We start from the raw sequence: 23,784 nt of genomic DNA on the forward strand, positions 1-23,784 counted from the left end.
CCCCCCCCCTTGTCTCCGGCCACAAGGAGGATCGCACTCCTCACGGGGTCAAACGCAAAGAGCACACGAAGCTCGGACCTTCCTGAAGAACCGGGCCGAAGCTCCTTCATATTCTTGTATCGGGATGCGACCACGGTGTCCACCAGCGAGCGACCCAGATGCGGACCTCGATCCTCAAGCAACTCCACGGCGGCAACGACCTGCTCACGTGAGTCACCATCCAGTGACGCGAGCCACCCAGAGATCAGCTCGATGTCCACACTCCACATGCCCTCGGCTTAGAACCTACAGGTTCTGCGGTCACGAACCGTGGAGAGCAGGGGCTCATGGCTCATTGAGCTTCATGGTCGGAACACCACTCGGAACCACACAACGCGGCACAGTCGTAGACACTTGCGCAGGTCACCCCACTCGGACCCACCACGTAACACCCATCGACGCCCAGTCGATGCAACACTCCCCTCACCGTTCGCGGGCGACCCGCCGATGCATAGCCGCGAGCGTCCGCTGGGCCTTGTCACTCAGTTCGACCTCATCCGCAGCCAGTCGGGCAGAGATCTCCTCGACGATTCCGGCGATGGAGCCGTTGCACGCCATGGTCCGGGCTCGCAGCGTGTCGTACGCGGCCCTCACCGCGTCGTCGTTGCTGCTTCTCACCGCATCGTCCAGCTCCCATGACGCGTCCCGGACTCCGTCGAACAGCAGGGCGACGTCCGCCGTGTGCCGGATGATCTCCTCCGTATCCGGCACCGACGACAGCAGATTCCACCAGGTCACCAGTGCTGTGGATAGGCGCCTGCGCTCGCGCACGACCGCACTGCGCAGCTCCTCGGTCCCGGCCAGCAGAGCGCCCTGACCGTGTGACGCGTCCGGGATCGGGAGTAGACGCGGCTCGGCAGCCCCCTGAGCAGAGCTCTGGCCTTCACGGCACTGCCCCTCGTCAGCCAGCTGGTTGAGCATCTCCGTGAGCGCCAGACGAGTCACCGGCGCCCATCGTCGTCGTGCCGCACGCTGGATGAATCGGTCGATGAAGAGCGTCGTGAACAGGAACGTCACGACACCGGCGACCAGTCCAGAGACGATCACGAGGTTCTGCCAGACGGGGGTCATCACGTCGACCCAGATGACGACCGCGATGACGGCGAGCGCTGCGACCACTGCGCCTGCGCGCCAGAGACGACCGAACACGACGCACCTCCTGGGGTGGTTTACCGGCTCTTCCCAGAAGAGAGTGTAGGTCGGCCGGGCGCGTCGGTCCGCAGATAGACGTCGAGATCTCCCGACGATGGAGGTTCCTACGCCATCCATCCGAAAGACCTCGACGTGACCGACGCTACCCCGCCGGCCGGCTTCGGCCGCCCTGACCTGACCGCCTTCGCGTCTTATCCCAATCGGCTCTGATCGGGTCTGCTGATCCTCTCGACGAGAACGCAGCGACATCACAGCCGCCCAACCCCGACCGTCCGCGAAGCCGGGACACGTCACATGGCCTGTGCTGCGGGCGTGTCGAGTGGGTCGTCCAGGGGCGACGCGGGAGCGTCGACGCGACGTGCTGAGAGGTGGTTCCAGTCGAGCACTAGCACACCGGCTACAGGCATGGCGATAGGTCAGGAACGGCGTCGCTCCCTACGCAGGAGGGAGCGCAGAGTCTCGGCGTTCGCGTAGCCGACCCGTAGCGCGATCTCGGCGGAGGTGAGGTCCGTGGTTGCTGAGAGGTGCCGAGCTCGCTCGATGCGAAGCCGTTGGACGAAGCCGAGCGGAGTGAGGTTGAGCGCCGCACGGACTCGTCGTTCAAGGGTGCGCCGGCTGGTGCCGAGCGACTGCGCGACGAAGGCGACGTTGAACGGTTCGTCCAGGCGGGCGCGCACGAAGCGTTCGAACTCGACGACGATCGGGTCCTCGTGCCGGAGATGTTCGTAGGCGACGAAGGCCGCCTGCGACGGGCGCTCGTCGATGATGAGGAGCTTGGCGACATGTTGGGCCAGGTCGGGGCTGATCGATCGCACGAGTGAGAGCGCGAGGTCGATGTGGGCGAACGCGGCGCCGGCGGTGACGAGGTTCCCGTCGACCACGACCATGGTGTCGAGATCGAGGGCGACGGTCGGATAGCGCTTCAGGAACTCCGGCCCCAGGAACCAGCTGGTCGTCGCCCGCCGATGATGCATCCGTCCGGTCTCGGCGACAGCGAACACGCCGGTGCACGCCGCGGCGATCCGGGTGGTCGCCTCGTCGAGGCGCCCGAGCGAGGCGATGACCGAACGAGCATCTCGGCTCTGGAGGACGTCGTTGGTAGCGGCGGCCGTAAGGGTTCCAAGCGCAGGGACGACGACCACGTCGAACTCTCCGGACACCGACAGCGGCTGGTCCACCGACAGGGTCATCGATGCCGTCGTGGTCACTCGCCGTTTCGGTCCGAGGATGGCGAGTTCGATCGGGTCGATCCGCGGGTCGACATCGCCGCGAGCTCCGTCGGCCACCCGCACGATGTCGATGATCGACGCGATAGCCGAACCGAAGCAGCCGTCGATCGCGATCAGTCCGATACGCATGACGTAAACAATAGCAATACTGCCGTATACGCCACTCCCCACCGGCCCTCGCTCGTCATACGCTGAACTCGTCCCACGAAGAACCCCGACACCTAGGAGAGTCCCTCATGTCCACACCCGCATCACTTCCGTATGCCTTCGTCGCCAAGATCGTCGCGGCCGATGGACAGCACGACGCGCTCGCCGATCTGCTCGCCGGCGCTGTCGCACTCGCCAACGAAGAAGCAGGAACGATTGTCTGGTTCGCGGTCAGGACCCACGCCGACACCTTCTGGATCTTCGACGCATTCCCCGACGAGGCCGCTCGCGACGCCCACGCCAACGGCGCCATCGTCGCAGCCCTGATGGCCAACCAGCACCTCCTCAGCGCAGCACCCGAGATCCTGGCGGCCGACGTCCTCGCGTCCAAGCTCCCGTAGTCCGCCAACGCACGAGACGATCGCGCCCCGCCGAGCCGTCGCCAGGTCGCGACGCAACGCCATACTGCGTTGCCGAGCGGTGCGAGGCCTATCGGCACACGGACAGGATGCCGGCCGCGAGCGCTCAGCCGGCGAGGGGTCCGTCGCAGAGGAGAGCGACGTCGGTGTCGGGCAGAGCCGTGAGGCCAGCGCATCGCGCGACCACCAGAACCGAACCGCCTGTCGGAATCGAACCGACGACCTAATCACGTCGGCTTTGCGTCTATCGCTTGATGCGCCCACTGGGCGAACGAGCCGCTGACCTGCGCAAACGCCGAGCGTGGCGGACGCCGCCATCCGGTGGTGACCGACGACGACCGACCAGTACCGACCGTTTCACCGGAGCTTGCGGCGGCGTCGAAGCCGAGCAAGCTCCATTCCTTTAGCTCACCGCGCCCTCCTCCTCGCCGGTCCCGTCATCGTCGAAGACGTTTCAGGGGTCTTCTCAGATGACGGTGTAGGTCGGCCGGGCGCGTCGGTCCGCAGATAGACGTCGAGGTCTCCCGACGACGGAGGTTCCTACGCCATCCATCCGAAAGACCTCGACGTGTCCGACGCTACCCCGCCGGCCGGCTTCGGCCGCCCTGACCTGACCGCCTTCGCTCGACTCGACGGCCTCGGTCTGAGCGTGACCGGACAACGACTTGAACCGGATCGTGCGGTCCTCGCGTGCCGCGTGGTGGAACCAGATCAGTGGTGCCGACGGTGCGGCAGCGAAGGCGCTGCTCGTGACACCGTGATCCGGCGGTTGGCCCACGAGCCGCTGGGCTGGCGACCGACCGTGCTGGAAGTTGTAGTGCGCCGCTACCGCTGTGCCGACTGCGGACACGTGTGGCGCCAAGACACCAGCGCCGCGGCGGAGCCACGCGCGAAGCTCTCGCGCACCGGGCTGCGGTGGGCGCTGGAAGGGATCGTGGTCGCACACCTCACCGTCGCCCGTGTCGCCGAGGGACTCGGGGTCGCGTGGGACACCGCCAACAACGCGGTCCTGGCTGAAGGCAAGCGGCTGCTGATCAACGACCCCACGCGGTTTGAGGGCGTGAAGGTCATTGGCGTCGATGAGCACGTCTGGCGCCACACCAGGCGTGGCGACAAGTACGTCACCGTGATCATCGACCTCACCCCGGTCCGCGATGGCGCCGGCCCAGCAAGGCTGCTGGACATGGTCGAGGGCCGGTCGAAGGCGGCGTTCAAGACCTGGCTCGCCGACCGCGACGACGCCTTCCGTGACGCGGTCGAGGTGGTCGCGATGGACGGCTTCACCGGGTTCAAGACCGCCGCTGCAGAGGAGATCCCGGACGCGGTCACGGTGATGGATCCCTTCCACGTCGTGCGCCTGGCCGGTGACGCCCTCGACAGGTGCCCGCGCCGGGTCCAACTCGCGATCCACGGGCACCGTGGGTTCAGGGACGACCCGCTCTACAAGTCGCGGCGCACGCTGCACACCGGCGCGGACCTGCTCACCGACAAGCGGAGCGACAGGCTACGCGCGCTGTTCGTTGATGACGCTCACGGCTCCCCGGCGGGGAACGACCGGTGGATGCTCAGCACCGCGACACCGCAGTCACGCGCACGGCGCACCAGGTCCTCCGCGACGGAGTCGAACGCGCGCTGAGCTGTGCCGTTCGCCGCATCCACTGTGAGCGTGGCCGCCCGCGCGACGGTGATGCGCGGCTCTGCGGCGCCGTCCAGGCGGCCGTGGCGCAGCGCGTCGAGGTAGTCGAGCAGGTGCGCGGCCCCTACGGCGGTGTTCCGCCGCGCCTCGGCGGCGACGGTGGCCCGCGCGAGTGCCCTCGCGGTGGCCTCCGACCCGCCGTCTCTCAGGACAGCGGCCTCGCACAGAGTCTCCAACTGCTCAAGCGTGAGGCGGTGGAAGGACTCAGTCGCGCTGGTCGAGGACGGTGGCACCATGCCTGCCACGCTATCGGGTCGCTCCGATCACCCAGGCCAGCGGTCTGCGCGTTCACAGGACGGCGCACCCGCTCAGCAGCGCGACGGCACCGGCGGCATGGACTCCCACCCCCGCCGCGGACACCGGCGCGATGAGCGCCGCGAGGCCGGCACCCGACCAGCGCCGGGGGCGCTGTCGCCGGCCCACGAGGGACGCCACCCGGGCACTCGGGCCGCCACCTCCGCGGGCACCCCCTCGCACCGGCGGGCCTTCGCCAGGCCCCCCTCCTGACACCCCCAGGACGAACAGGGCTCCCGCAGCGCGGGCCTCCGGCTTCGCGCTCGAGACCGCTTCCATCGCCGAGGCGCCGGCCGCCTCGTGAGCCCGGCGCCCCTCGGCGTCCTGCAGCTTCACGAGCGCACTCACGAGCGCGCTCGTCCTGGACGTGCGCAGTGCGCCCGTGTCCGCGTCGATCTCCAGCAGGTCCAGCACCGTCCGTTCGCACGTCGCGATGAAGGGGACCCAGCGCAGCGGGGCTGCAATTCCCATCGCGAGGGCGGCGATGAGGTGGTGCCGGTGCTTCACGTGGATCGCCTCGTGAGCGACGACGGCGCGCAGCTCGTCCTCGTCGAAGAGATCGATGGCACCACGGGAGACCACGATCCCGCCGCAGCGCGCCGGCAGGGCATAGGCGAAGGCCTCCCGGTCTTCGTCTATCCGCACCCGCACTCCGGACACTGATACGGCCGCGCGGAGGTCGGCTCGACCGATGCGGCACACCCGCGGGATCAGGAACATGGACTCCCGCAGCACGGAGACGGCGATCACACCGATGGTGAGCGCGGAGGCTCCGACGAGGACCGCGCTCGGTATACCCGCCGGAACCGGCTGCTCGGAGAACGGGTTGGTCGCTGCGAGGCACTGCTGACAGACCGCACCCACTGCACCCGGGACCAGGCCGGGGCCGGTCACCGACCACGTGAGGACGGGGCCCACAGCGATCAGCGCCAGCACCCATGCCGTGCCTCCCGCGGCGACGGCGGCGATCGATGCCTTCGGGCGCGCGGAGAGCTGGGGCCGCACCGCGCCGAGCGCCACGGGTCCTGCGAACGCGACGCAGACGAGGGCGGCGAGCAGGGCCGCAGCGAGGGCGAGCGCACCAGTCATGTCAATGCTCCTCGCCCGGCGCGCGCAGATGCTCCCGGAGCAGATCGAGATCCTCCTGGGACATCGAGTCCGCGAAGCGGAGGATCGTCGCCGACCGGTCCCGGCTGGCGGCAAGCACTCCGCCCATCACCGCGGCGTCGTGGTCGGCCCGGCTGGTGACCGGCACGTACCGGGTCGAACTGCCCTCACGCTGAGACCGCACATACCGCTTGCGCTTGAGGTTCGTGAGCACAGTCGCGATCGTCGTGTAGGCGGGGTCGGTGGGCAACTGGTCGATGACCTGCCGCACCGTGAGTGGGCCGTGGTCCCAGAGGATCTCGAGGACCTGCCGCTCGAGCGGGCCGAGCGCCTTCGGCTGTCGATCCACCGGATCCCCTTCCATAGTCGTCGTCGGGTGTCGCGCGTCGCTGCCCGCACGGCTCATACCGATGTCCGCAGTCGCGGCACGGGGCAGGCGACCAGGCCCTGCAGCCGCCACAGCAGCGCATACCCGGTGAGGGCGAGCGCCAGGACCGCGAGGATGGGCTGCAGCGGCGCGAAGTACGTCAGCGCTCCCGTGTAGCCCAGCGCCAGGAGCGCGATCTTGTTGCAGACCGGGCATCCGACGGCGAACCACGCGAGCACAGTCCCGAGGATACCCATGCGGCCGCCGCGCGAACCGCTGCTGCCTCCGCCCTCGTGTCCGCTGTCGCTCGCGCTCGGTTCCTCTCCGGGCGTCCTGTCCCGTCGCACCGGTGAGTCGATGCGCACATAGGTCGCAGAGAGCATGCCCGTGAGACCGGCCATGAGGACGAGGACGGGCGCATTCCACCACACGGGCGGGATGTCGCGCGCGAAGACGGGGTTCGGGATGAGGACTGTCGCCACACCGATGAGGCTCCCGACCAGCACCGCCACGGCACAGGCCACAAGAGTCCGCCGCAGCGTCCAGGTCCGCAGGCCCAGAAGCACCGTCCGCCCATCGATCCGCCAGGGCATCCGCCCCCGGGGCTTCCGACCGGCTGGGCGTGCTGACGGCGAGCTCGTGCGGTCCGTCGCCACCGACGGACCGCCCTTCGACTGCTGCGGTGCGGACACGGCGGGCTCCCTCAGTCGGCTTCGGCTCACGCCGCCATGTGCGGCGTCAGCGGTATGACTATGCACATTAGTCGACTATGCGTCATAGTAGTAGTCGGTCTCGCCCACATGGACTCGGCACAGATCCCAGGAGGTCTCCATGACCGCACGCTCAACGCGCCACCGCCGCCGCAGGTGGTGGATCCCCGCGACCGTCGTCGTCGCTGCGGCCGCCCTCGTGACAGCGGTTCTCGTCGTCGACCGCGACGGCGACGCGGCGGCTCCCTCGGCGCAGACCACGGAGACCTCCGGCACACAGGCCCACGACGCCGCCACCGACGTCCAGGGGCCGGAGCAGGCCGCTTTCACCGAGGCGGAGACGCGCGACGAGGGCGACATCCAGGCGATCGGTCCGGTCGACGCACCGGTCGTGCTGGTCGTCTTCTCCGACTACCAGTGCCCCTACTGCGCGACGTGGGCGAACGACACGCTGCCGGTGATGATGGAGCACGTGGACAGTGGGGACATGCGCATCGAGTGGCGGGACGTCAACGTGTTCGGCGACGCCTCCGAGCAGGCAGCCAAAGGTGCGCATGCCGCAGGCCTCCAGGACTCGTACTGGGAGTTCCACGACGAGCTCTTCGCCGGCGGAGAGCATCGCCCCGCAAGCGGACTGACCGCAGAAGCACTCACGGAGACCGCGAACGATCTGGGCCTCGACGCCGACCAGTTCCAGCAGGACATGGGATCCGACGAGACACAGGAGAAGGTGGACGCCTACGCGCAGATGGGGCTGGACCTCGGTGCGTTCTCCACTCCCGCCTTCCTCGTGGGCGGCGAGCCGATCGTCGGCGCCCAGCCCACGGACGTGTTCGTCGAGGCCGTCGACTCCGCGCTCGCGGCCCAGGGCTGAAGCGCACTCGTGGACATCGGCTTCGTCAGCGCGTTCGTCGGCGGGATCCTGGCCCTGCTGAGTCCGTGTGCCGCTCTCCTCCTGCCGGCGTTCTTCGCCTCGACGGTGGGAGCGGGAACCCGCCTGCTGCTCCACGGCACCGTCTTCTACATCGGGATGCTGCTGGTGCTCGTCCCGCTGGGGATCGGTGCAGGGGCGCTGGGGTCCCTCTTCACCGCCTACCGCACGCAGATCGTCATCGGTGCGGCGATCATCCTCATCGTGCTGGGCGTCGCCCAGTTCGCAGGACTCGGCTTCGACCCGGCGAAGCTCGTGCCGGGCGGTGACGCGGCGCGCACGCGCACGGCGCAGATGAGCGGGATGCCCAAGACATTCCTGCTGGGAGCCACGAGCGGTGTCGCGGGGATGTGCGCCGGCCCGATCCTCGGCGCAGTGCTCACTCTCGCAGCCGCTCGCGGCGACCTGGTGGGATCCGTCATCATGCTCGCGGTCTACGGGGCCGGCATGGTCGTCCCGCTCCTCGTCGTCGCGGCCCTGTGGCACCGCCTGGGCGGACGCGGGCGGGCGCTGCTGCGCGGGCGCGAGGTCTCGATCCTCGGCATGCGACTGCACACGATCTCCATGCTCACCGGAGCACTCATGGTCGTCGTGGGGATCATGTTCTGGACCACGAACGGGCTCGCGTCCATACCGTCATTCGTCCCCCCGGACCTTCTCGCGGAGCTCCAGTCGTCCGCATTCCTCACGAGCGCCGCGGCAGACATCACCGCGATCCTCGTCGTCGCGGCTCTCATCCTCGCACTGTGGTTCGCTCGTGACCGCCGGAACAGGCGGGCGGACGCTTCCGCCTCCCAGACGGAAGGAGCGGATCATCAGACGCATCGATAGCAGCCCGGTCGATATACGCCCGTTCGCGAAGCCCGCCCGGACCCGCACAGGATTCCGCCGCCGTCCAGCGGTCGTTGCGGTTTCCGTGGCCGCCGCCCTGACCCTCACCGCGTGCACATCCCACGGAGTGACCGAGGGTCAGGACCCCGCCGAGGTCGAGGGGCTCGATCGTGTGCCCAACGCATCCTCGGAGCATCTGCCCGCGGCCGACACCTCCGACGTGCGCCTGCCGACCCAGTTCGATCAGCTCGTGACCGTCGAACCCACGTGGGATCTGCCCGTGCAGCGCGGCGGGGACGTCTTCCTGTCTGCCGAGGAGACCGACCGGGCGCTCGTGTATCGCGCCGTCGACTCCACCGGCACCGTGCTCTGGACCGCGCAGCGCCCCCTCGCCTGCGCGGGCTTCGTCGTCACCCAGGATTCGGAGGGCCGCAACCTCGCGGTGCTCACCGATGCGGAGACCTCCGACAGCAGCCTGTCGATCACCACGGCCAGCGCCTACGACCTCGGCAGCGGCGAGCAGGTGTGGGGACCGGTCGAGGTGCCCGGACCCCACACCGGTCCGGGTCTCGTGTTCGCAGCACCGCCCGAGGGATTCATGGGCGAGAGCGGTGAGTCTGTGGCGCTCGACCCGACGACCGGCGAGCCGCTCGGCGACGACGGCAGAGTGATCGGCGAGTTCGACGGCACCGTCCTGCGAGTCGAGGGCGACGACGTGACCGCCGAGACGGGCTCCGACGATGCGTGGTCGACGCCGCTCAGCGAGATCGGCGGTGGCGCGTCGTCGCTGGAGGCCCATGCCGCGGCCTCGGCAGCGGACGGACTCGCGCTGCTCGACACCGGCGACGGCACGGGCCCGCTGCTCGACCTCGATTCCGGTGAGGTGCTCGGTGAAACGGTGCACGACGCAGCCCACGACGCGGGGGCCGGCATCACTGCATTCCTCGACGCTGACGGCCTCACTGTGCGCGACGCCCACGGAGAACAGCAGCTGGCGATGTCAGTCCGGGAAGGGACGACGCTCGAGGCTGTCGTCGGGGCACTCGTCTACCTGCGCGACGGCAGCTCCGTGCGCGTCCACAACGGCGTCACCGGACGCGTCGCGCAGGCCTATGCACAGGACGGCGAAGGCCCCGTCGCCGTCCCCGACCTCGTGACTGAGAAGGGGGCCGGGACGCTGACCGTGGGTGGTCGGACCGTCCTCGCAACCGAACGGGCAGACGAGCAGAAGGGGTGATGCGCGACCGCGTCGCCCCTTCCCCGCGCGGCAGCTTCCCCGCGCGGCATGCTCAGCGCTTGACGCGCACCACCATCGTGGGAGCGGCGGAGTAGGGCAGGACCGACTGCGAGGTCGAGCCCAGGAGGAGCCCCGCGAACCCGCCGCGGCCTCGGGAGCCGATGACGAGGATGTCGCACGTGTCCGACGCACGCACAAGCACTTCGGCCGGCTGACCGTCGAACAGCGTCCAGCGCACGTCGAGGTCGGGGTGCTTCTCGAGCAGCGCCGCGCGGGCCGCCTCGAGCTTGTCAGTGCCCTCCTGGATCAGCCGCTCCAGATCGCCCTGGGACGGGATCCATTCCGGGCCGATCACAGTCGTCGTGATGACGGCCTGGATGTGGAGCGGAGACTTCCGGCGCATCGCGATGTGCGCCGCCTCCCAGAGCGCCGGGGATTCCTTCCCCAGCGAGTCGACGCCCACGACCACCTGACCGGAGTAGTCGATGCCCGGAACCGTGTCCGTCTCCTCCGACCGCTCGATGGGGCCCTCCGCGCTGCTGTGGACCGGACGGGACGAACTGGGCCTGGCCTCGCCCGTGCCCTCCGGCGTCCACCCGACCGGCACGACGATCGTGGGACATGCGGAGTGCGCCGGCAGCGCCGAGGACACCGTGCCCAGGAGTCGCCCGGCGAAACCGCCCTTGCCGCGCGACCCGACCACCGTGAGGCTGGCCTGCTTCGACTCCTCCACGAGGACACCCGCAGCATCGCCGATCTCGATGATCGCCTCGACGGGGACATCCGCCGCCTTCACCTCCGCCGCCGCCTCCTTGAGCACAGTCGTGACAGAGGAGCGCACTGCAGAATCATCGATGGGCACGTACGACACGTCGATGGTCGCTGCGGCGACGCTCGGCACCGTGTACGCACCGACCACGCGGATGGAACGGCCCAGGGACTTCGCCTCACCGATCGCGAAGCGGAGCGCGTTGCGGCTGGCATTCGACCCGTCGACGCCGACGACGATCGCATCGGGGTCCGCAACCTCCGAGGTCTGGTTGTCTGCCATGTCTCCTCCTCCGTGTCACCACGTGCCGCACTGGGCGGTCCGTGCCTCGCTCACCCCATGTGCGGGTGCGTCACAGCTCACATTACCGGCGAAGCCGTCCTACTGGCCGACTCACCACCATGTGATCGACCCGCACCCGCATCCTGGACCGCCGCGCGGCGGCCAATGCACTGACTCTTGCAAGTCTCCTTGTAAGCTGAAGATCCGAACTACAAGGAGGCAATATGGGAATCCTCGCGTTCCTGCTCTTGGGACTCATCGCAGGCGCCATCGCCAAGGCGATCCTTCCGGGTCGTCAGGGCGGCGGCTGGATCGGCGCACTCATCTGCGGTGCGCTGGGTGCTGTGGTCGGCGGCTGGATCGGCGGCGCAGTGTTCGGCACTGGCGTGTCCGAGTTCTGGTCGCTCAGCTCATGGCTGCTGGCAATCCTGGGCGCCCTCATCGTGCTGGTCGTGTGGGGCTTCATCTCCCGCGCCATCAGCCGGAAGTGACGCCGCTCGCGCAGCAGCGCGAGCACAGCTGACGCACAGGGGCGCGTCGGAGTGGGAACACTCCGGCGCGCCTCTGTCATGTGCTCACGGCGCCACACAGCGACCGGCCGCTCCAGACTGTGCAGCCTCAGGCAGACTGTTCAGCCTCAGGCAGCCGGCGCTGACACTGCCGCCGAGGTCGTCGTCACCGCAGCTCTCCCACTCCGCTGGCCGTCGGGCACGAGGAAGGGACGCCACTCCTCGACGGGCTCGTCGATCTCGCGCAGCCAGAACCGCCCCACCCGCGGCGGCGCCGGGGTGAAGCGCAGTTTCCACCGCATCTCCTCCGGCGTCCGATTGCTCTTGCGGCAGTTGCACGCCCGGCAGCAGGCCACCAGGTTCGTCCACGTGTTCTGCCCGCCGCGCGAACGCGGCAGCACGTGATCGATCGTCGTCGCGTGCGCGCCGCAGTACGCGCACAGATGGCCGTCCCGTCGCAGCACGCCCCTGCGGGACAGCATGACCCGCCGGTTGCGGGGCGGCTTCACGTACCGCGTGAGGATGATGACCGACGGCCGGTCCAGCTCGAGGGATTCGCTGCGGATCGGGACGGCGTCGTCCGACTGCACCACTGCCGCCTTGCCCGTCAGCACGAGCACCACTGCGCGCTTGAAGGACACGACGGACATCGGCTCGTAGCCGGCGTTCAGGACGAGGGTCTTCACGACACACCTCCGGGACTGCGCGGATGCGCGTGAATGACGGAACGGCGCCACACATGCGTGTGACACCGTTCGTGGTGGACCGACCCTGGGCCGAAGAGAGGGGATATCGCCTCTGGGCATATCCCCTCGACAGGTATGAGATGAGGGCGTATCTCCTCCGCGCCGGTCACGGCGCGTCGGATGCCGGCGAGCGCAGACAGCACTGCGAAGCCACGCGCGCACAGTGTGCGGCGCGTGCGCATCACCGGCGTCGTCGCCGTTGGCAGTGCGTGCCTCTCACCCATGACCCCTCCTGGACTCACTTCACCAAGGGTAGGCCCATCCGGGCTCGATGTGGAGTACTGCGGCCCTTGTGTCATCGACCGTGCCGTCTGCGTTCCCGCTTCGTTCACCTGCCGGGGCGGGACTCACGCGCAGTCGTCAGGAGCGCAGGAGACGGGCGATCGCGTCCGAGGCCTCCTGCATCTTGGCGTCGGCCGCCTCGCCTCCGACTGCGGCGGCATCGACGACGCAGTGCTTGAGGTGGTCGTCGAGCAGCCCGAGGCCGACATTGCGCAGTGCGGAGATCTGAGCAGAGATCTGGGTGAGGATGTCGATGCAGTACTGCTCATCGTCGACCATGCGGTGGACGCCGCGGGCCTGACCCTCGATGCGCTTCAGGCGGGTCAGGTACCGCTTCTTGTCGGTGATGTAGCCGTGGTGACCGTGCTGGTCGGCGTCGGTCGGTTCGCCATCGGCGGGCTCGTGGGACGCGTCGTGCTCCCCGGTATGAGTGCTCATGCGGATGTCCTTTCGCGGGATGTGGTGCCCGCCCAGCTGCGGAAGCGGCGCAGTCGCAGGCTGTTGCCGACCACGAAGACGCTGGAGAAGGCCATCGCCACTCCGGCGAGCATCGGGTTGAGCAGCGCGAACGCTGCGACCGGAATGAGTGCTGCGTTGTAGGCGAACGCCCAGAACAGGTTGCCCTTGATGGTACCGAGGGTCTTCCGGGAGAGGCGGATCGCGTCGACGGCAGAGAGCAGGTCATTGTTCATCAACGTGATGTCGCTGGCCTCGATCGCCACATCCGTGCCCGCGCCCATGGCCAGGCCCAGATCGGCGCGGGCCAGTGCGGCGGCGTCATTGACACCGTCGCCGACCATCGCGACATTGCGCCCAGTGTCCTGCAGGCGCTCGACTTCGGATACCTTGTCCTCGGGCATCACGCCTGCGATGACGTGCTCCGCGTCGATGCCGACCTCTGCGGCCACGGCCCGGGCAGCCCCGGCATTGTCACCCGTCAGCAGCCACGGAGTCAGGCCCAGGTCCTTGAGCCCGCGCACGGCCTCGGCGGAGGTCGGCTTGACGGTGTCGCGCACCGCGATGACGCCGGCGCTGACGCCGTCGATCTGCACCACGACGGGGGTGCCGCCCTGGTCCTGAGCTCCGGTGAACGCGTCCTGCAGGTCCGTGGAGAGGTCACCGGCGGGACGGCCGACAGTCACTCGCGCTCCCTCGACGGTGCCGGTCACGCCATGGCCTGCGGTGCTGCTGAAGTCGGTGACCTCGACGAGCGGCGCAGAGCGCTCGGCCTCGCGGACGATGGCCTGGGCGATGGGATGCTCGGAGGCTGACTCCACTGCCGCCGCCATGGCCAGCACCTCGGTGGGGTCGAATCCAGTGGCGGGGGTGACGTCGCGGACGGACATGACGCCGGAGGTCACGGTACCGGTCTTGTCCATGACGATCGTGTCGACCTTCTTGGTCGACTCCAGGATCTCCGGCCCCTTGATCAGCAGCCCCATCTGGGCGCCGCGCCCGGTGCCGACGAGGATCGCCGTCGGCGTCGCCAGACCCAGGGCGCACGGGCAAGCGATGATCAGCACCGCGACGGCGGCGGTGAAAGCCGTGGCCACGCCATGACCCAGCATGATGTGCACGATGAGTGCGACGAGCGCGATGACGACGACCGCGGGCACGAAGATCTGGGAGATCCGATCCACCAGACGCTCCACCGGCGCCTTCTTCGCCTGCGCATCAGTGACCAGCTTCGCCATCTGGGACAGCGTCGTGTCCGCACCGACGCGGGTGACCTCCACCAGCAGACGGCCCGACGTGTTCAGGGTCGCGCCGGTGACCTTCGTTCCCACGGTCGCCTCGACCGGCACGGACTCACCGGTGAGCATGGACTCGTCGATGGCCGACGAGCCCTCGACCACCCGGCCGTCGATCGCGATCTTCTCACCCGGACGGACGATGAAGACATCACCGATCTGCAGCTGTGTGACGGGCACCCGGACCTCGGCACCGTCACGGAGCACAGCGGCGTCCTTGGCGCCCATGTCCAGCAGGGTGCGCAGCGCTTCCGACGAGCTCCCCTTGGCCTTCGTCTCGAACCAGCGGCCCAGCAGCAGGAAGGTGATGACCACAGCCGCCGTCTCCAGATAGATCTCATCCATCGTGGAGTTCGTCGGCAGCAGATGCATCTCCATGGTCATCCCGGCGACACCGGCGTTGCCCACGAACAGCGCCCACAGGGACCAGGCGTAGGCGGCAGTCGTCCCCATCGTGATCAGGGTGTCCATCGTGACCGCACCGTGGCGGAGGTTCACGAAGGTGGCTCGATGGAAGGGTGCGCCGCCCCAGACGTAGACGAGGGTGGTCATCGCCAGTACCGCCCACTGCCAGTTGGTGAACTGCAGCGCCGGGACCATGCTCAGCCCGGTGATCGGCACCGTCAGGATCGCCGAGCCGATCACCCGCTGCTTCAGATCAGCGGCCTCCCGCTCACGGGCAGCCCCGATCTGGTCCTGCGGACCCACTGCCCCTCCAGTGGAGTCACCGGACTCGTCACCCCCGGAATCAGCATCACTTCTCAGAGCGAAAGCGTCATAGCCCGCACCGCGGACGACCTCGATGAGCTGATCGGTGTCTGTCGTGCCCGCTTCGTACTTCACCGTCGCGGTCTCGGTGGAGAAGTTGACGCTCGCGTCCACGCCGTCGAGCTTGTTGAGCTTGCGCTCGACTCGCGACGAGCACGATGTGCACGTCATCCCGGTGACGCCCAAGTCGATCTCGAGCAGGTCTACCGATGGTGGAGTCTGAGTCATCAGGGATCATTCCTTCGAGCAGATGAAGACGATGGGGGTTCGGCCGGCACGCTGCGGCGAGGCCGGGAGGGGTTCACAGCTTGACCGTGTAGCCGGCCTCTTCGACTGCGCCGACGATGTCCTCGTCAGTGAATCCCTCACCGCTCACAGCGACCCGGCCGCCGTCCACAGTGGCTTCGACGGAGGTCACGCCCGCGACCTCGCGCACTTCCTCCTCAACGGAGGCCTTGCAGTGGCCGCAGGTCATACCCTCGACCGTGTAGTTCTTCGTCGCTGTCGCCATGATGGAACCCTTTCGCTGCGAATCTGCGGGACGGGGCCGCCCCGTCACCTCATACCCTATACCCCTATGGGGTATGAATCAAAGGCGCAGTCTCCCCCGACTGTGATACTCATCATCGAGCGGTGCGGACCTCAGTCACTCGCAGGCGCACACACGAAGACACCCGCACTCCGTCCGGACCTGGGGACGGAGTGCGGGTGTCTCTATGCTGCGCGTGATCAGAGAACGCGGATGTACGTGACGCTTCCCATCCACGAGTGGCTGCGGTACGAGGTGCCGGATGATGGCGAGCCCGCGTCGTACATCATGCCGTCGCCCGCGTAGATGCCCACGTGTCCGGGCTTGTAGACGAGGTCGCCGGGCTTCGCTTCGGAAGGGGAGACGGTCTGGCCGGCTGCCGCCTGGCCGCCGGAGTTGCGGGGCAGGTTCACCCCGACCTTGTTGTACACGAAGGAGGTGTAGCCGGAGCAGTCCCAGCCGGAGGTGGTGGTGCCGCCGAAGACGTAGGGAACGCCCGTGTACTGCTTGGCGATCGCGAGGACCTGCTCGGCCTTCGAGCCGTCCGGAAGCGCAGCGTCGCCGCCACCGTCAGAGGAGCCCGAATCCGAGGACTCGGAATCAGACGAACCGGAGTCGGACGAGCCCGACTCAGAGGAGTCCGACTCGGAGGAGTCCGACTCGGAGTCAGCCGAACCGGCGTTCGACTCGACCGACTCGGAGGGAGCCGGCTCGGGCTCCGGCTCAGGCTCCGGAGCCTCGGTCGCGGTCACGTTGGAGACCGAGGCGGCACCGACGACGTCTGCGTCCTCGCTGTCCTCGCCCTGCTCCGGGATGACCGTCTTCGCCTGGTTCACGAAATCAGTGCTGGGCTTGTTCTCCGCCTCAGCGGTGACCGCTGCCGCCTCGTCTTCGCCCTGGCCCATTGCGGGCAGAGTGGCGGTGACGACGAGTCCGCCTGCTGCGGCGACGACCGCCGCGCGACGACCGACGACGCCGTAGTTGGCACCCAGCGCGTCGGTGAGTTCTGTGAGCGGGGTCTTGACGCGGGTTTCGGCCGCGCGGCGACCATGCTTCCTTGTAGCCACGATGTCCTCTCCATTTCCTACGAGGCGACGCACGTCGAGCTGGAGACGCCCTGTCCTTCCGGACTGTGCTGCCGGTTTCCCGGCCCCTCGCCGCCGCTCAGGTCCTGTTGCTGTCTCTTCGATCCGATCGTGCGGGTGCGGCGTGCGGAACCCGGGTCGGATGGCCTTCTTCCGAAGGCGCCTCGACAACTGTAAACGATCAGCAACGTCATGTCACATTTGGATCACGGATCAGATCTCATATCGTGATCCTCTGCCCCGGCGGGTCATCATCGATGCAGGTCAGAGCGCCAAGTAACGGGATGAAACGGATGTAACGAGGTGATGTGTCAGCGTGTCACGAACACGAACGCCGCGGTCTCGGACGGAAGATCCAGCACATCGGAGGACCCCTCGGCACGGATGCTCACGTAGTCGCCGTCCGATTCCACGGTCACCACCGTGCCGGGCACGATCCCGGTCTCCTGCAGCTGCGCCAGCAGCTCGATGTCGACCTGGAGCGGCTCCGCGAGCCACGCGATGCCCACGGTCCGCTTCTCACCGGACTTCACCGCGCGCGTGAGCGAGGTCGTCTCCGGAACGGCAGCGGGATCCGCACCCAGATCCTCGAGGGCGGGGATCGGATTCCCGTACGGACCCGTCGTGTGCTCCGGGAGCATCGAGAGGAGTCGCGTCTCGACCTGCTCGCTCATGACGTGCTCCCACCGGCATGCCTCGTCGTGGACGAGTGACCACTCGAGACCGATCACGTCGGACAGGAGCCTTTCGGCAAGACGATGCTTGCGCATCACGCGCGTCGCGAGCTCGCGTCCCTCGTCGGTCAGAGCGAGGTGACGGTCCGCGTCCACGACGACCAGACCGTCCCGCTCCATGCGCGCCACGGTCTGAGAGACCGTCGGGCCGGAATGCTCGAGACGCTCAGCGATCCGCGCTCGCAGCGGCACGATCCCCTGCTCCTCAAGCTCGATGATCGACTTGAGGTACATCTCGGTCGTGTCGATGAGGTCGTTCACGTCTCACGCTCTCTCTACGCAGTCCCGACGCAGTGTCGGGGAGCCATCGCATCCGTCTGGACAGGGCGGAAGCACCCGCGGTCATTTTACGTGGTGCGGCGGGGAACTGATACTCAGCCGGATCGGCGCACACCGCGGCGTCATGGCTGGAGGCGCACCGCAGACCACGTCGCCGCGTCGTCGAGGGGTGCCGGACGGCCATCCCGGCTGGTGAAGAGGAACCGATCATGCATGCGGTTGAGCCGCCCCTGCCAGAACTCGATCTCGTAGGGCTGCACTCGATAGCCGCCCCAGTGGGCCGGCCGCTCGACGTCCTTCCCCTCCCACCGGGCCTCGAGCTCTTCCACCGTCTGCGCGAAGGCATCCCGGCCTCGCACCGGCTGCGACTGCGCCGAGGCCGCCGCCCCGATCTGCGAGCCGCGGGGCCGCAGCGCGAAGTAGGCATCCGACTCTTCCGGCATCACCTTCGACACGAGGCCTCGGACCCGCACCTGGCGCTGCATGTCATGCCAGGGGAAGACGAGCGCCACGAGCGGATGGGCCTCGATCTGGCGGCCCTTCGCGGACTGGTAGTTGGTGTAGAACACGAAGCCGCGCGCGTCGAAGCCCTTGAGGAGGACGATGCGCGCAGCGGGGCCGGCGTCGTCGTCCGTCGCCACGACCATCGCGTTCGGCTCCCCCAGGGCCTCTCCCGCCTCTTCGTACCAGCGCGAGAAGATGCCGTGGGGCGTATCCGCAGGCAGGTCGATGTCCACATCGTCGTACTCGACCCGCTGCCGCGCCAGTGCGGCGATCGCGTCCTGCGCAGCCGCGGGAGTGGCGTCAGTCTGTTCGTCCATGGCTCCACGCTACTCTCGGCAAGCCCACGGGCGTACGGTGCCCGCGGCCGGCCCTCCCTCGGTGCGCGCGACCAGCGGCCTCGCAGTAGGATCGCTCGCGTGAGTACAGACACCCCCGCAGACATCGTGATCCCCGCACACCTCAAGCCCGCCGACGGACGCTTCGGCGCAGGTCCCTCGCGCGTGCGCCCCGAGCAGATGGCCGCGCTCTCCGCCGCCGGCTCCACCGTCATGGGCACCTCCCACCGCCAGAAGCCGGTGAAGGAGATCGTCCGTCGCGTGCGCACCGGACTGGCTGAGCTGTTCTCCCTGCCAGACGGCTACGAGGTGATCCTCGGAAACGGCGGCTCGACCGTGTTCTGGGACGCCGCCGCGTTCGGGCTGGTCCGCACGCGCGCCTCGCACGCCCAGTTCGGTGAGTTCGGGTCGAAGTTCACCAAGGCGACGACGACCTCGCCGTTCCTCGAGGAGTCTCTCGTCGTGGATGCCGAACCGGGCACCTCGGCCGTGCCGCAGACCGATGCCTCCGTGGACGTCTACGCGTGGCCCCACAACGAGACGTCCACCGGTGTCGCCACGTCGATCCAGCGCCCGTCCGGCATCGCCGACGACGCACTGGTCGTCATCGACGCGACGTCCGCGGCCGGCGGCATCCCCGTCGACATCCGCGAGACCGACGTCTACTACTTCGCCCCGCAGAAGAACTTCGCATCGGACGGCGGCCTGTGGGTCGCCCTCGTCTCCCCCCGGGCCATCGCGCGGATCGAGGAGATCGCCGGGTCGGACCGCTGGATCCCCGAATCGCTCAGCCTCGCGACGGCGCTGGACAATTCCCGCAAGGACCAGACGTACAACACTCCGGCCGTCGGCACGCTCATCCTGCTCGCGGAGCAGATCGAGTGGATGAACGCCAATGGCGGACTCGCCTGGGCAGGTGCCCGGACGGAGGAATCCTCCGCGCTCATCTACACGTGGGCAGAATCGTCCCCGGTGGCTCGTCCGTACGTCGCCGACCCGGCCGACCGCTCGCCGGTCGTCTGCACCATCGACTTCGACGAGTCGATCGATGCCGCGCGCCTGGCATCCGTCCTGCGCGCCAACGGCATCGTCGATGTCGAGCCGTACCGGAAGCTGGGCCGCAACCAGCTGCGCATCGCGACGTTCACCGCCGTGGACCCGGATGACGTCCGTGCGCTGCTCGCCTGCATCGATCACGTCCTCGAGCAGTGGGGGGCCTCCGCCACCGCACAGGGCTGAGGCCCGCCGGCACAGGGCTGGGGCATGTCAGCACGAGGCTGGGGCGTGGCAGCACAGGGCTGAGCCGAACCGGCACCGCGGACCGATCACAGTACACACGTCGAAAGCGCAACATCCGAGCCCTCCGAGGGGGCGAATCGTTCGGATGTTGCGCTTTCGTCGTTGCGGCGTACGGGGTGCGGCGTCCAGCGTGCGGGGTGCGAGGTGTGGCGTGTGGGGTGGGAGGAGTGCGGCCTGCGGCGTGCGAGAAGTCCCGCCCACCTCAGGCGGCGACGTGGTGGCCTCAGGCGGTGACGAAGTGGTGGATGACCGTCCCGCTGAAGACCGCGAGGGCCAGTGCTGCGCAGCCGAACTCGATGAGGATGCCGATGCCCGCGGCCTTGATCGCCGCCCAGCTCGTGTCCCAGGCCTTCCGCGCGTCGCCCAGCCGCTGCCATTCCGCGGCCCAGAGTCCGCCCACGAAGCCCAGCAGCAGACCGATCACTGGCACGACGAAGAATCCGACGACGGCCAGGATCCCGCCGATGAGCAGCGAACGGTTCGGGATCCCCCGCTCCTTCAGCCGTCGACCCGTCAGCACCCAGCCGGCTGCCATCCCCAGGGCCACGAGCACCGTGATCGCTGCGAACGCCGACCAGCCGGGGCCGGTCCCCGCGACGATCGCCCACACCAGCGCGGCGACCGCGATCGTGGCGGAGCCCGGCAGCACCGGGACGACGATTCCCACGATGCCCACGAACATCGCGAGTCCAGCGAGCACGGTGACGATGACGTCTGCGGTCACGGTGAAGAGCTCCATTCGGATCGGGGTGCGGAGGGACGCCGACAGGAGGATCGGTCCTGGCGCATCCGTCCGGTCCGCAGTCTACGGGCGGGGCTGAACACGCGAACAGTGCAGAAGGGGCCGGGACTCACACTGTGATGGAGCTGTGATCGCTCAGCCGTCGGGCTCCCAGCCCACGGACTCCCAGCCGTCGGACTCTCAGCACTCCGACTCTCAGCCGTCGGACTCTCAGCCCTCCGGCTCCGGCCGCACCGGACTCGCCGACCCACGCCCCTTCGACTTCCGCCCGTCGTAGCTCAGCCGGATGAACCGCCGCGACCGGCGCACGTAGTGCACGCGCATGTGCTTCGCGGACACCATCCAGACCACCCCGATGAGGATCCCCACCGCACCCGCGGCGGCTCCGACCCCCAGCGCGGCCCGCGGACCGAACTGATCGGCGATCCACCCGGCGAACGGCGCCCCCAGCGGCGCCCCGCCCAGGACCACGGCCGCGTAGATCGACATGATCCGACCGCGCACGCCTGACGGAGTGGTCGTCTGCACATACGCGTTCGCGGCCGTGAGCATCGTGATGGACGACAGGCCGAGCGTGGTGAGCGTCAGCGCGAACGTCCAGTAGTTCGGCATGACGGACGCTGCCGCACACGCCGCACCGAACGCTCCCGCCGCCCAGAAGACGGTGCGCAGGCGCGGCCGGTCCCGCCTCGCGGCCAGCAGAGCACCGGTCAGGGAGCCGACTGCCAGGATGGAGTTCAGCAGCCCGAACGCGCTGGCGTCCCGGCCGAACTCCACGCGCGCCATCGTCGCCGTGAAGATGTTGAACTTGATGCCGAAGGTCGAGACCACGAAGATCACCGCCAGGACGACGATGATGTCAGGCCTTGTGCGCAGGTAGCGGAAGCCGCCCATGATCCCCCGACCGGGAGCTCGGCGGGTGCGGGCGTCCGGCGACTGCAGGCGGCTGCGGTCCAGCGACAGCAGCACCCCGACGGTCCCGGCGAACGCCAGTCCGGACAGCAGGAACACGGTAGACGCACCGATCGCCGCGGTCAGCACGCCGGCGACCGCGGGGCCCAGCATCCGCGCGGTGTTGAACGATGCGGAGTTCAGCGACACGGCGTTGGCGACGAGCGAGTCGCCCACGAGCTCTGAGACGAACGTCTGCCGAGCGGGGTTGTCGACGGTCGCGACGATGCCCAGCGCCAGGGCGAGCAGGTAGACGTGCCACAGCTGGATCGCCCCGGTGACGGTGAGGACGAAGAGGACCAGCCCCATCGTGCCCATGAGGATCTGGGTGATGAGGAGCAGCCTGCGCCGCTGGAACCGATCCGCGATCGTGCCGGCCACAGGGAAGAGGACGAGCTGCGGCCCCAGCTGCAGGGCCATCGTGATGCCCAGAGCAGTGGCGTCCTCATCGGTGAGCTGGGTGAGGACGATCCAGTCCTGGGCGGTCCTCTGCATCCAGGTGCCGGTGTTCGACACCAGTGCACCGCCGAACCACTTCCGGTAATTGGGCTCGGCCAGCGACCGGAACATCGACGTCATCCGCGGGAGTGCGCCTCCTCAGGCAGTGCTCCCGCAGTCCGTGCTCCCACATTCTCGACGAGGTCGAGCGATTCGTCGAAGTCGTCGACGACGGACTTCACGGGCTCCGAGGAGCGGCGCTGCACATCCGTCTCCGAATGAGCACCGCACCCGGCGTCGAGCGCCACGATGCGCCCGTCGAAGGGCGCCCACTTGTTCGCGCACACGCCGAAGCGGGTGCGCATGCTGCCGGCGATGGGCAGGAGGAAGCCGCAGGTCGAGCACTGGCTGCGGGCCTCGCGGGCGAACTCACCGTCCGGTCCGGCGTCGGATTCGACCCACCGCTGCGCGGCGTTCGCGATCCCCTCGCGGGACAGCACGCGGGTCCGGCCCAGCCCGTACTCGAAGTTCGGCACCTGGTCGATGTCATCGCCCGGGCGCAGGTCGACCTGCTCGAGGCCGAGGTCCAGGTTCGGATCGTCCTCCGCCTTCGGCAGGACGTCCTTGGGCCGCATGTCGCCGGGGCGCACGCGCTCCTCCCACGGCTCCCACGCGGGCGCGACGAGGGCGTCCGCGCCCGGCAGCAGTGCGGTCTCGCACACGGTGGCCTTCTTGGCACGCGGTGCACGCGCCAGCACGGCCACCCAGTGCCATCCGCGGTAGGCCGGGTTGGTGCACTCGAAGCTGTGGGTCACGAGCCGGGTGTCCTCGGCGACAGCGCCCAGGTGGGCGCCGACCTCGGACTCGCCTGCGACCTCGGTGATGGCGGCACGGGCCACGTCGACGGCCTCGGCCAGGACGGTGTCCAGGACGATCGCGGCCGGCCTGCGCGGCTGACGGCGCTCCCGTGCGGTCGGCGCATCCGACGCCGAGGCGGTGGTCGCCTCAGCAGGCACGGTCGCCTCTGCAGACGCCGCCTCAGCTGTATCAGCCGACTCAGCGGCACCAGCCGCCTCGGTCGTCGCCGTCGGCGGGGCGGCTTCCATGGACGCCAGCCAGCGGTCGAACAGTCCGGACATCAGCCCTCCAGGTCGTCTGCGATTGCGCGGAGCACTTCCGCCACGCGGTGGGAGTGCCCAGCATCAGGGTACCGCCCGCGGCGCAGGCCGTTCGACGTGTCGTCCAGCATCCTGATGACGTCCTCGATCATCGATGCGGTCTTCTCCGGGTTCCGGCGCACGCGGGCAGGAGACTCGTGGACACGGGCCTTGAGCACCTGCTTGCCCTTGCGGCCGTCGACGATGTCGAACTCCAGCCGCATTCCGGGGGTCGCGGTGACCCCGTTCGGCAGCGACGAGCCGTGGAGGAAGATCTGCTCGCCGTCCTCTGCGGTGACGAAGCCGAATCCCTTGTCTGCGTCGAACCACTTCACGCGTCCTGTGGGCATGTCAGTCCTTTCACGACCGCGCGGCGGCGCGGCCGGTCGATGTGGTGCGCGGTGCGCACGTGTGGGAGTGCGCGGTGCGCACTGGGGCTGTGCGCGAGGCGCACTGTGTGGGCGG

Annotated in this window: 25 protein-coding genes and 1 pseudogene; 7 read left to right on the forward strand and 19 right to left on the reverse strand. The window is 68.7% G+C overall.

Going from position 1 to position 23,784, the window contains the following annotated elements:
* The 3 genes from FM105_RS12440 to FM105_RS12450 form a co-directional block, all read right to left on the reverse strand.
* The coding region (locus FM105_RS12440) for a type II toxin-antitoxin system RelE/ParE family toxin (protein WP_087009207.1) at positions 1 to 269 on the reverse strand (269 nt) is incomplete at its 3' end.
* Positions 270 to 462: 193 nt separating this feature from the next.
* A complete protein-coding gene (locus FM105_RS12445) occupies positions 463 to 1,188 on the reverse strand; it encodes a hypothetical protein (RefSeq protein ID WP_143275887.1) in 726 nt (241 codons plus the stop codon).
* A gap of 419 nt (positions 1,189 to 1,607) precedes the next feature.
* Entirely contained in the window at positions 1,608 to 2,549 is a 942-nt protein-coding gene (locus tag FM105_RS12450; protein ID WP_087008733.1) for a GlxA family transcriptional regulator, read from the reverse strand.
* A gap of 107 nt (positions 2,550 to 2,656) precedes the next feature.
* Between FM105_RS12450 and FM105_RS12455 the strand changes: the two genes are divergently transcribed.
* Positions 2,657 to 2,968 carry a putative quinol monooxygenase gene (locus tag FM105_RS12455; RefSeq protein ID WP_087008735.1) on the forward strand — a complete coding sequence of 104 codons (312 nt, stop codon included), beginning with the start codon at positions 2,657 to 2,659 and terminating at the stop codon, positions 2,966 to 2,968.
* A gap of 586 nt (positions 2,969 to 3,554) precedes the next feature.
* Positions 3,555 to 4,520 (forward strand): annotated as a pseudogene (locus FM105_RS12460) (ISL3-like element ISPfr2 family transposase); the annotation flags it as partial.
* Here FM105_RS12460 and FM105_RS12465 read toward each other — a convergent pair.
* The 4 genes from FM105_RS12465 to FM105_RS12480 are packed head-to-tail and all read right to left on the reverse strand — an operon-like array spanning position 4,517 to position 7,142.
* A complete protein-coding gene (locus FM105_RS12465) occupies positions 4,517 to 4,918 on the reverse strand; it encodes an Ldh family oxidoreductase (protein WP_087008736.1) in 402 nt (133 codons plus the stop codon). The pseudogene FM105_RS12460 and the gene FM105_RS12465 overlap by 4 nt on opposite strands.
* A 52-nt stretch (positions 4,919 to 4,970) precedes the next feature.
* Positions 4,971 to 6,065 (reverse strand): M56 family metallopeptidase, encoded by a 1,095-nt coding sequence (locus FM105_RS12470; RefSeq protein ID WP_087008739.1) that lies wholly within the window; start codon positions 6,063 to 6,065, stop codon positions 4,971 to 4,973.
* A 1-nt stretch (position 6,066) separates the two neighbouring features.
* Entirely contained in the window at positions 6,067 to 6,432 is a 366-nt protein-coding gene (locus FM105_RS12475; RefSeq protein WP_256970387.1) for a BlaI/MecI/CopY family transcriptional regulator, read from the reverse strand.
* A 53-nt stretch (positions 6,433 to 6,485) separates the two neighbouring features.
* Entirely contained in the window at positions 6,486 to 7,142 is a 657-nt protein-coding gene (locus tag FM105_RS12480) for a hypothetical protein (protein WP_256970388.1), read from the reverse strand.
* A 139-nt stretch (positions 7,143 to 7,281) separates the two neighbouring features.
* Here FM105_RS12480 and FM105_RS12485 point away from each other — a divergent pair, with 139 nt between their 5' ends.
* The 3 genes from FM105_RS12485 (at position 7,282) to FM105_RS12495 (ending at position 10,159) form a co-directional block, all read left to right on the forward strand.
* Positions 7,282 to 8,034 carry a DsbA family protein gene (locus FM105_RS12485; protein WP_087008742.1) on the forward strand — a complete coding sequence of 251 codons (753 nt, stop codon included), beginning with the start codon at positions 7,282 to 7,284 and terminating at the stop codon, positions 8,032 to 8,034.
* Positions 8,035 to 8,043: 9 nt separating this feature from the next.
* Positions 8,044 to 8,922 carry a cytochrome c biogenesis CcdA family protein gene (locus tag FM105_RS12490; RefSeq protein WP_087008744.1) on the forward strand — a complete coding sequence of 293 codons (879 nt, stop codon included), beginning with the start codon at positions 8,044 to 8,046 and terminating at the stop codon, positions 8,920 to 8,922.
* 127 nt (positions 8,923 to 9,049) lie between these two features.
* On the forward strand, positions 9,050 to 10,159 hold the full coding sequence (locus FM105_RS12495) for a hypothetical protein (protein WP_143275888.1): 1,110 nt from the start codon (positions 9,050 to 9,052) through the stop codon (positions 10,157 to 10,159).
* Between the two features lie 52 nt (positions 10,160 to 10,211).
* On the opposite strand, the gene FM105_RS12500 is transcribed toward FM105_RS12495, so the two are convergent.
* A complete protein-coding gene (locus FM105_RS12500) occupies positions 10,212 to 11,210 on the reverse strand; it encodes a universal stress protein (protein WP_087008749.1) in 999 nt (332 codons plus the stop codon).
* Between the two features lie 224 nt (positions 11,211 to 11,434).
* Here FM105_RS12500 and FM105_RS12505 point away from each other — a divergent pair, with 224 nt between their 5' ends.
* A complete protein-coding gene (locus FM105_RS12505) occupies positions 11,435 to 11,701 on the forward strand; it encodes a GlsB/YeaQ/YmgE family stress response membrane protein (RefSeq protein ID WP_087008751.1) in 267 nt (88 codons plus the stop codon).
* A 146-nt stretch (positions 11,702 to 11,847) separates the two neighbouring features.
* On the opposite strand, the gene FM105_RS12510 is transcribed toward FM105_RS12505, so the two are convergent.
* The 7 genes from FM105_RS12510 to pdxH form a co-directional block, all read right to left on the reverse strand.
* Entirely contained in the window at positions 11,848 to 12,405 is a 558-nt protein-coding gene (locus FM105_RS12510) for an HNH endonuclease (RefSeq protein WP_087008753.1), read from the reverse strand.
* A gap of 420 nt (positions 12,406 to 12,825) precedes the next feature.
* Positions 12,826 to 13,185, reverse strand: a complete 360-nt coding sequence (locus tag FM105_RS12515) for a metal-sensitive transcriptional regulator (RefSeq protein WP_087008755.1) — start codon at positions 13,183 to 13,185, stop codon at positions 12,826 to 12,828.
* Entirely contained in the window at positions 13,182 to 15,494 is a 2,313-nt protein-coding gene (locus FM105_RS12520) for a heavy metal translocating P-type ATPase (RefSeq protein WP_087008757.1), read from the reverse strand. Before FM105_RS12520 ends, FM105_RS12515 begins: the two co-directional genes overlap by 4 nt.
* A 73-nt stretch (positions 15,495 to 15,567) precedes the next feature.
* Positions 15,568 to 15,777, reverse strand: a complete 210-nt coding sequence (locus tag FM105_RS12525) for a heavy-metal-associated domain-containing protein (protein ID WP_087008758.1) — start codon at positions 15,775 to 15,777, stop codon at positions 15,568 to 15,570.
* A 218-nt stretch (positions 15,778 to 15,995) separates the two neighbouring features.
* On the reverse strand, positions 15,996 to 16,862 hold the full coding sequence (locus FM105_RS12530; RefSeq protein ID WP_087008760.1) for a C40 family peptidase: 867 nt from the start codon (positions 16,860 to 16,862) through the stop codon (positions 15,996 to 15,998).
* Between the two features lie 329 nt (positions 16,863 to 17,191).
* Positions 17,192 to 17,875 (reverse strand): metal-dependent transcriptional regulator, encoded by a 684-nt coding sequence (locus FM105_RS12535; protein WP_087008762.1) that lies wholly within the window; start codon positions 17,873 to 17,875, stop codon positions 17,192 to 17,194.
* 140 nt (positions 17,876 to 18,015) lie between these two features.
* The gene (pdxH, locus tag FM105_RS12540) at positions 18,016 to 18,714 is read right to left on the reverse strand and encodes a pyridoxamine 5'-phosphate oxidase (RefSeq protein WP_087008764.1); all 699 of its coding nucleotides are present in this window, start codon (positions 18,712 to 18,714) and stop codon (positions 18,016 to 18,018) included.
* A gap of 99 nt (positions 18,715 to 18,813) precedes the next feature.
* Between pdxH and serC the strand changes: the two genes are divergently transcribed.
* Positions 18,814 to 19,971 (forward strand): phosphoserine transaminase, encoded by a 1,158-nt coding sequence (serC, locus tag FM105_RS12545; protein ID WP_087008766.1) that lies wholly within the window; start codon positions 18,814 to 18,816, stop codon positions 19,969 to 19,971.
* A 283-nt stretch (positions 19,972 to 20,254) separates the two neighbouring features.
* Here serC and FM105_RS12550 read toward each other — a convergent pair whose 3' ends face one another.
* The 4 genes from FM105_RS12550 to FM105_RS12565 form a co-directional block, all read right to left on the reverse strand.
* The gene (locus tag FM105_RS12550) at positions 20,255 to 20,755 is read right to left on the reverse strand and encodes a DUF456 domain-containing protein (RefSeq protein ID WP_087009210.1); all 501 of its coding nucleotides are present in this window, start codon (positions 20,753 to 20,755) and stop codon (positions 20,255 to 20,257) included.
* Between the two features lie 228 nt (positions 20,756 to 20,983).
* Positions 20,984 to 22,303 carry an MFS transporter gene (locus FM105_RS12555; protein WP_087008768.1) on the reverse strand — a complete coding sequence of 440 codons (1,320 nt, stop codon included), beginning with the start codon at positions 22,301 to 22,303 and terminating at the stop codon, positions 20,984 to 20,986.
* Positions 22,300 to 23,301, reverse strand: coding sequence for a DUF3027 domain-containing protein (locus FM105_RS12560; RefSeq protein ID WP_087008770.1), 1,002 nt, complete (start codon positions 23,299 to 23,301; stop codon positions 22,300 to 22,302). Before FM105_RS12560 ends, FM105_RS12555 begins: the two co-directional genes overlap by 4 nt.
* Positions 23,301 to 23,669, reverse strand: coding sequence for a cold-shock protein (locus FM105_RS12565; protein WP_087008772.1), 369 nt, complete (start codon positions 23,667 to 23,669; stop codon positions 23,301 to 23,303). Before FM105_RS12565 ends, FM105_RS12560 begins: the two co-directional genes overlap by 1 nt.
* Positions 23,670 to 23,784: the final 115 nt, after the last annotated feature.

The sequence above is a fragment of the Brevibacterium yomogidense genome (genome assembly GCF_900163715.1).
Taxonomy (GTDB): Bacteria; Actinomycetota; Actinomycetes; order Actinomycetales; family Brevibacteriaceae; genus Brevibacterium; species Brevibacterium yomogidense_A.

Bases quoted from the DNA above. Each gene is read 5' to 3' on its own strand.
- FM105_RS12450 (WP_087008733.1), bottom strand. From the start codon at position 2,549: ATGCGTATCGGACTGATCGCGATCGACGGCTGCTTCGGTTCGGCTATC.
- FM105_RS12455 (WP_087008735.1), top strand. From the start codon at position 2,657: ATGTCCACACCCGCATCACTTCCGTATGCCTTCGTCGCCAAGATCGTC.
- FM105_RS12465 (WP_087008736.1), bottom strand. From the start codon at position 4,918: ATGGTGCCACCGTCCTCGACCAGCGCGACTGAGTCCTTCCACCGCCTC.
- FM105_RS12470 (WP_087008739.1), bottom strand. From the start codon at position 6,065: ATGACTGGTGCGCTCGCCCTCGCTGCGGCCCTGCTCGCCGCCCTCGTC.
- FM105_RS12485 (WP_087008742.1), top strand. From the start codon at position 7,282: ATGACCGCACGCTCAACGCGCCACCGCCGCCGCAGGTGGTGGATCCCC.
- FM105_RS12500 (WP_087008749.1), bottom strand. From the start codon at position 11,210: ATGGCAGACAACCAGACCTCGGAGGTTGCGGACCCCGATGCGATCGTC.
- FM105_RS12505 (WP_087008751.1), top strand. From the start codon at position 11,435: ATGGGAATCCTCGCGTTCCTGCTCTTGGGACTCATCGCAGGCGCCATC.
- FM105_RS12515 (WP_087008755.1), bottom strand. From the start codon at position 13,185: ATGAGCACTCATACCGGGGAGCACGACGCGTCCCACGAGCCCGCCGAT.
- FM105_RS12520 (WP_087008757.1), bottom strand. From the start codon at position 15,494: ATGACTCAGACTCCACCATCGGTAGACCTGCTCGAGATCGACTTGGGC.
- FM105_RS12525 (WP_087008758.1), bottom strand. From the start codon at position 15,777: ATGGCGACAGCGACGAAGAACTACACGGTCGAGGGTATGACCTGCGGC.
- pdxH (WP_087008764.1), bottom strand. From the start codon at position 18,714: ATGGACGAACAGACTGACGCCACTCCCGCGGCTGCGCAGGACGCGATC.
- FM105_RS12555 (WP_087008768.1), bottom strand. From the start codon at position 22,303: ATGACGTCGATGTTCCGGTCGCTGGCCGAGCCCAATTACCGGAAGTGG.
- FM105_RS12560 (WP_087008770.1), bottom strand. From the start codon at position 23,301: ATGTCCGGACTGTTCGACCGCTGGCTGGCGTCCATGGAAGCCGCCCCG.
- FM105_RS12565 (WP_087008772.1), bottom strand. From the start codon at position 23,669: ATGCCCACAGGACGCGTGAAGTGGTTCGACGCAGACAAGGGATTCGGC.